Origin of the sequence: Mesorhizobium sp. LNHC229A00, from assembly GCF_000502415.1 — a bacterium.
Classification (GTDB): domain Bacteria; phylum Pseudomonadota; class Alphaproteobacteria; order Rhizobiales; family Rhizobiaceae; genus Mesorhizobium.
In genome coordinates, this window is sequence record NZ_AYWQ01000003.1 from 700,051 (window position 1) to 706,299 (window position 6,249).

General features: G+C 60.3%; 4 protein-coding genes and 1 pseudogene. 4 read left to right on the top strand and 1 reads right to left on the bottom strand.

Translation table 11 applies throughout. The annotated features are described in order from the left end of the window. Window positions 1-62: 62 nt before the first annotated feature. Window positions 63-1,772 (bottom strand): calcium-binding protein, encoded by a 1,710-nt coding sequence (locus X742_RS159490; protein WP_023771463.1) that lies wholly within the window; start codon window positions 1,770-1,772, stop codon window positions 63-65. Window positions 1,773-2,266: 494 nt separating this feature from the next. Between X742_RS159490 and X742_RS01000000169905 the strand changes: the two genes are divergently transcribed. The 4 genes and pseudogenes from X742_RS01000000169905 to X742_RS159480 form a co-directional block, all read left to right on the top strand. Beyond that, the gene (locus X742_RS01000000169905; RefSeq protein ID WP_245275517.1) at window positions 2,267-3,628 is read left to right on the top strand and encodes a type I secretion system permease/ATPase; all 1,362 of its coding nucleotides are present in this window, start codon (window positions 2,267-2,269) and stop codon (window positions 3,626-3,628) included. Continuing rightward, window positions 3,625-3,816 carry a hypothetical protein gene (locus X742_RS1000000175615; protein WP_245275518.1) on the top strand — a complete coding sequence of 64 codons (192 nt, stop codon included), beginning with the start codon at window positions 3,625-3,627 and terminating at the stop codon, window positions 3,814-3,816. The genes X742_RS01000000169905 and X742_RS1000000175615 overlap by 4 nt, the downstream gene beginning before the upstream one ends. Window positions 3,817-3,943: 127 nt before the next feature. Continuing rightward, complete coding sequence (locus X742_RS159485) at window positions 3,944-5,200, top strand: HlyD family type I secretion periplasmic adaptor subunit (RefSeq protein WP_245273857.1); 1,257 nt, start codon at window positions 3,944-3,946, stop codon at window positions 5,198-5,200. Window positions 5,201-5,307: 107 nt separating this feature from the next. Then, a pseudogene (locus X742_RS159480) lies at window positions 5,308-6,249 on the top strand (NAD-dependent epimerase/dehydratase family protein); the annotation flags it as partial.

A 6,249-nucleotide genomic window follows, 5' to 3' on the forward strand; every position in this document is an offset into this window, starting at 1 on the left:
CCGGACGGAGAAGCCGAACCGGCAGGAGCGCTCAGCTCCTGCCGGAACCACAATTGCGTGCGTCAAACCACGAAAAAGGAGCTCGCGCCAAGGGAGAGATGCGGAGCAACCGTCGCAAACTGCGTCTGAGCATGGCCGCCGATTCCGTCACTGTCGAAAGAGAGCGCCCCGGTCGAACTGTTATAGATGACGTGGTCGCTTCCATCATGCGCACCTTTGCCGATGTGGAAGTTCGCGGCCGAAAGGGCGCCCTGCTGAAGCCCGGTGAATACGCTGTGATCAAGTTGGATTTTGTCCTGGGAAACCTTGAAGTCGGTTATCTTGTCGACATTTCCAGAGCCGAGCGCGGTGTTGAACACGAAGGCGTCCTTACCGCCAAAGCCCGTCAGCGTATCGGAACCACCCCCGCCATTGATCTTGTTGGCGCCGGCATTTCCTTGGATCGTTTGGCCAAACTCGTTGCCAGTCAGGTTGATTTGCCCCGTTCCCGAAGCCTGCGTGGTCGCAAGTTTCTCGACGGATGAGCCCGCCGAGAGAGCATAACTCACCGAAGCGAACACCGCGTCCTTGCCGTTGCCTAGCTGCTCCACCACCTTGTCATGCACGTTATCGACAAAATAGGTGTCGTTGCCGCCATAGCCTTTCATTGTATCGGCGCCGCCTCGACCATCGATCTTGTTGGCGCCGTAATTGCCATTGATCGCCTGGTCGAACTCGTTGCCCGTCAAGTTGATCGCATGTGTGCCGCCCGTCTTGTCGGTCGAGAGTTGCTCGGCGTGCGAACCAGCTGACAATGCGTAGCTGACCGAGGCAACTACTTTGTCGAAGCCGCCGCCTGATGCCTCCATCACCTTATCATGTGCATTGTTGACATAGTAAACGTCGTTCCCGCTGGTCGAATGAAATACGTCCGCGCCAGGGCCGCCATGGAAGATGTGATGGGTCGACTGCGTGGGATCCGGGACAGTGGGCGTGGTGGGCGTAGGCGTTGTCGGCTCGGAACTCGGAGGCGGTGTCGAAGGACTAGGGCTGGCGACGTTGTGCTGACGAAAAACGGCCTGCAACTCAGGGGAGTTCTCCAGGGCGGTGTCGCCATTCTGCGAACCCCAGGCATACGCATAGTCGAAGGCTGGGGACGGAACCAGCTTTGCCCAGTGATCGATCATCGTTTGCATTTGAGTCGACGTCGGCATGACGTGCTTGCCGCCGGTGTCCGTCTGCCAACCGCCGCCGCCAAATGTCTGATATACAGGAACGATCTTGTCAGCCGGAATGCCTGATTTCACGGCCGCGGCCACGGCTCTGTCGATCATGTTGTAGTCGACGCTGCTTATCCCCGTACGAACCGGGTATGGGTCCAGTCCATAATAATCGATCCCGGTGTTGGCGGGGTTATAGGTGTTGGAAAAGTCGGGATTGGTGGACGACCCCATATTCATCATGGTGATGAAGGTCTTGGCGCCCGGAAAGTGGGAGTGGATCCAGTCGGATTCAGCCTTCAGATTTGCCGCACTGGCGTAGGTGCCCCATCTGCCGGTAGGGTCCGGCTCGTCCATCAGGAAAAATCCAAACACTTTTGAATTGTTGAGGAAGGGCGTGACTTTTTCGATGAACGAAGAGGTCACCCCGTCATGAGCGCTTAGATAGACAAGCCCCTTCATTCCGCTGGGCAGCTCATTGACCTGCGAAAGATACTGAACGTCCGCCAGGTTAAATCCGGCGCCCGCAACTTCGGCAGCTGAACCGCCTGATGCATAATGGAGAGTCGCCATGCGTTTTCCTTCTTGTTTGGCAACACCCCGCCCTGGATGGGGGTTAGACCGAAAGCTACGTTAGATGAAAATCACATACCAACATCTTTGAACGAAGTTGTTGATCACTGTGGAGATGGCCACATTGGCGGGTCGATGCAATTCACTGTAAAGTCAGTGACTTGCAGCAACATTTGTGCGTTTTCCACTGGCGGCCGCCTGCACAGTTCTCCACTGTTTTCACAGGCACCCCTCTCCCCACCGCGACTCCCGGCCACGATTTCGCTTCATTTTGCATAAAGTTCGCCCTATGTTAGCTAGCCATCATGTCGGGGGGCGCATGTGATATGGTGGAATCAGAGAAGGTTACCCCATCGGATGAACAAAGCAAGACACGCGACAACGTCGCGTCATAGCAATAAGCTATGAATAAAGAAGCACAAAGCGCCTCACCGCTACGCCCCGCAATACTGGACTGTCTGCCTGGAATAGCTGGCATCGGACTCTTTTCCGCAATGATAAACATCCTTGCGTTGACCGGATCCGTTTACATGCTACAGGTCTATGATCGCGTCCTGCCGTCGCAAAGCGTTCCGACCTTGGTCGGGTTTACCATCGGAATGCTAGGCCTCTACGCGGCCTACGGTCTGCTCGATTTCGTGCGGCTTCGTCTGCTGGTCCGAATCGCCAGTCGATTCTACTGCGGTTTGCAGCAGAGAGCGTTCGCGATTTCGTTGCTTCTTCCGCTCAGGGCCGGTCGAGATGCGGACCGGGTACTTCCGTTGCGGGACCTCGATCAGTTGCGCGGATTCCTTTCGGGAACGGGGCCGACCGTTCTTTTCGACGCGCCGTGGATCCCGTTTTATCTGCTCATTATCTACATGTTGCATCCGTCGCTCGGCGTGCTTGCGACCCTCGGTTCCGTTGCCGTCGTCGTGCTGACCATCGTGGCTGAGATCATCAGCCGCCGCTCTGCGGCGCTGGCGTCTGAAGCGATCCTGACACAGCGCGGGCTTGCTGATTCCGGCCGTCGGAACGCCGAGGTGGTCCACGCGATGGGCCTCTCAGAACGGCTGGCGGGGCGCTGGGGGGAAGTCACTCATGCTTATCTCTCCTATCAGGAGCGGCTCTCCGACATCGTGGGCGGAATCAGCTCGCTGTCGAAGGCGCTTAGGATGGTGCTGCAATCTTCGGTGCTAGGGCTCGGCGCGTATCTCGTCATCGGAGGCGAAGCATCTCCTGGCGTGATCATCGCGTCGTCGATATTGCTGGGTCGCGCGCTAGCCCCGGTCGATGCGGCGATCGCGAACTGGCGGGGTTTCCTTTCCACCCGGCAGAGCTATTCCCAGTTGAAGGCGGCGCTCCGTGCGTTCGAGAGTCCAATCGAATCCATGAAGTTGCCGCCGCCAGAGGCCCGCCTGGCGGTCGATAGTTTGGCGGTAGCGCCTCCGGGTATACAAAGACCGACGCTCATCGATGTAAGCTTCCAGCTTTCGAGCGGCGCGGGAATGGCGGTTATCGGCCCAAGCGGCTCGGGAAAGACCACATTGGTGCGCGCGCTGGTGGGAGTTTGGAGCCCTCTGCACGGCACGGTACGGCTGGACGGGGCCTCTCTCGACCAATGGGACGCGCAACGGCTCGGCGCCCACATTGGCTATCTGCCGCAGGATGTTGAACTGTTCGACGGGACGGTGGCGGACAATATTTCGAGATTTGGCGGCAAGAGCGACCCCCAGGGCGTGCTCGCCGCGGCGAAAGCCGCGGGCGTCCACTCGATGATCATGCATCTGCCGGCAGGCTTCCAGACGCGCATCGGCGAGGGAGGAAGAGNCTGGCCGGAGCCATCATGGCTGTCCGGAAGCGTGGGGGTATCGTGATCGTTGTTGCACATAGGCCGTCTGCCCTCACCAACATCGATCAGGTCATGGTCCTGGCGGATGGCAGGCTGCGCACCTTCGGCTCGCGCGAGGAAGTGCTTGCCGGCATGCGGCGGCCGCCCTCGCCTGCCGCGCAACGTCCATCTTCGATCGCGCCGATCCACTCGGGAGTGACCGGACATGCGTGACGTCTTGCCCCGCGTACTTGCGTTCATGCCGACACTTGCCCGGTTCGGAACTCGAGACCAGCCTGTCGAAACCGACTTGCCCAAGGCGCCAGGCAGCATCCCCGCGCCAGGGACCCTTTGGCCAAGCATGACGCTGGGGCTCGTTGTGACCGGCCTGCTGGTGGTCGGCGGCGGAGCATGGCTTGGCTTGACCAAGATAGCTGGCGCCGTGATCGCGCCCGCCACGGTGGTGGTCGAAAGCAACATCAAGAAGGTCCAACACCAGACCGGCGGCACGATCGGGGGCATCTTTGCGCAAGACGGCGACCACGTTCGGGCCGGTGACATATTGGTCCGGCTGGACGGCACGCTTCCACGGGCCAATCTGCAGATCATCAGCGAAGATCTCGACCGCACCACGGTGCGGCTTGCGCGACTGGAGGCCGAACGCGGCGGTTTGCGTGAAATGCAGCTTCCAGCCGGCCTTGAGGCCGGGATGCGAAAGCCGGAGCTGGCTGCCCTTGTCAGCGGCGAGCGCGCGCTGTTCGAAACCCGTGCCTCGGCATTGGCCGGGCAGAAGGCGCTCCTGTCGAGCCAAACAAAGCAACTCGAGCGTCAGATCGATGGCCTGAAGGCCCAGCAGGTCGCAGCCGATGAATCAGTGGCGCTGCTGAGCACTGACCTTACGGATGTCGATGCCCTCTATTCGAAGAAACTGGTGTCCAAAGAGAGGATTAGCAACGTCAGGCTGGATGCGACGCGAGCCAAGGGCGAGTCGGGGCGACTGGCAGCCGCGGTAGCAGAGGCACAGGCCAAGATCAGCGAGATCGAGTTGCAGATCCTGCAGCTCGACGAGCAACGCCGAAGCGATGTGACCGGTGAACTGCGCGAGACTGAAGCCAAGCGCACCGAACTCAACGAACGCAGGATCGTAGCGCGAGACGAACTGACCAAAACCGAGATCCGCGCTCCGCAATCCGGCACAGTTCAGCAGTCCTCCGTTCACACTGTCGGCGGCGTGGTCGCCCCGGGCGAACTGCTGATGACAATCATTCCCGAGGCCGACAACCTTGTCGTGGACGCGTTGATCCCTCCTTCCCGCATAGACGACGTCAACCCGGGACAGAGCGTTTCTATCCGGTTTCCAGCTTTCGATGCTGGGACTACCCCTGTTTGCAACGGCTCCGTCAAGTACATCTCGGCGGACCTGATCAAAGATCCGCAACGCCAGCTTTCGTACTTTTCGGCCCGTATCAAGGTCGACAGTCAGTCGGAGTGCTTGAAGGAAGCCAGGCAACTCAGACCGGGCATGCCCGCGGAAGTTCACATCCGCACGGATGAACGCAATGTCTGGTCGTACATGCTGAAACCTCTCACGGACCAGATTTCCAGGGCTTTCCGCTAAGCAGGCCTGGAATTCGCATGCCGGCGGTCCAGCCCGAGAGCCATGGGCTGGACATATCATGCGTCCGCAGGATGCCGGCTTCACAGCGCAACCTATAATGCCTTCTGATGAAGGTATTGGTCACCGGCGCTGCCGGCTTCATAGGCTATCATGTCGCCAGGCGGCTCCTGGAGCGCGGTGACGAGGTTGTCGGCATCGACAGCATCAACGATTACTACGACNTATCATGTCGCCAGGCGGCTCCTGGAGCGCGGTGACGAGGTTGTCGGCATCGACAGCATCAACGATTACTACGACCCGCAAATCAAGCGGGCGCGGCTGCGGCTCCTGGACGAGGCGAGCCGCAAGACCAATGCCGGCTATCATTTCATCCACGGCGATCTCGCCGACAGGGGCGTGGTCGACGGCTGCTTTACCGACCATGCCTTCGACCGGGTGATCCATCTCGCCGCCCAGGCCGGTGTGCGCTACAGCCTGGAAAACCCGCGCGCCTATGTCGAGAGCAACATTATCGCCTATACCAACATGCTCGAGGCCTGCCGCGGCAGCCGTGTCGGGCACCTGACCTATGCCAGCACCTCGAGCGTCTACGGCGCCAACACCGACATGCCGTTTTCCGAGCATCGGCCGGCCGACCATCCGCTGCAGTTCTACGCCGCCACCAAGCGCGCCAACGAACTGATGGCGCACAGCTACAGCCACCTGTTCGGCCTGCCGACCACGGGGCTGCGCTTCTTCACCGTGTACGGCCCCTGGGGACGCCCTGACATGGCGCTGTTCCTGTTCACCAGGAGCATCCTGGCCGGTGAGCCGATCAAGCTGTTCAACAACGGCAACCACACGCGCGACTTCACCTATGTCGAGGACATCGCCGAGGGCGTGATCCGTGCCAGCGACAGCCCCGCCGCGGCCAACCCGGCCTGGGATTCCGGCCGTCCGGATCCGGCGACCAGCAGCGCGCCCTGGCGCATCTTCAACATCGGCAACAACAATCCGGTGAAGCTGACCGCCTATGTCGAGGCACTGGAAAACGCGCTCGGCCGCAAGGC

What these genes read in the sequence shown, in the direction of transcription:
- X742_RS159490 (WP_023771463.1), bottom strand. Translation starts at nt 1,772, where the DNA reads ATGGCGACTCTCCATTATGCATCAGGCGGTTCAGCTGCCGAAGTTGCG.
- X742_RS159485 (WP_245273857.1), top strand. Translation starts at nt 3,944, where the DNA reads ATGACGCTGGGGCTCGTTGTGACCGGCCTGCTGGTGGTCGGCGGCGGA.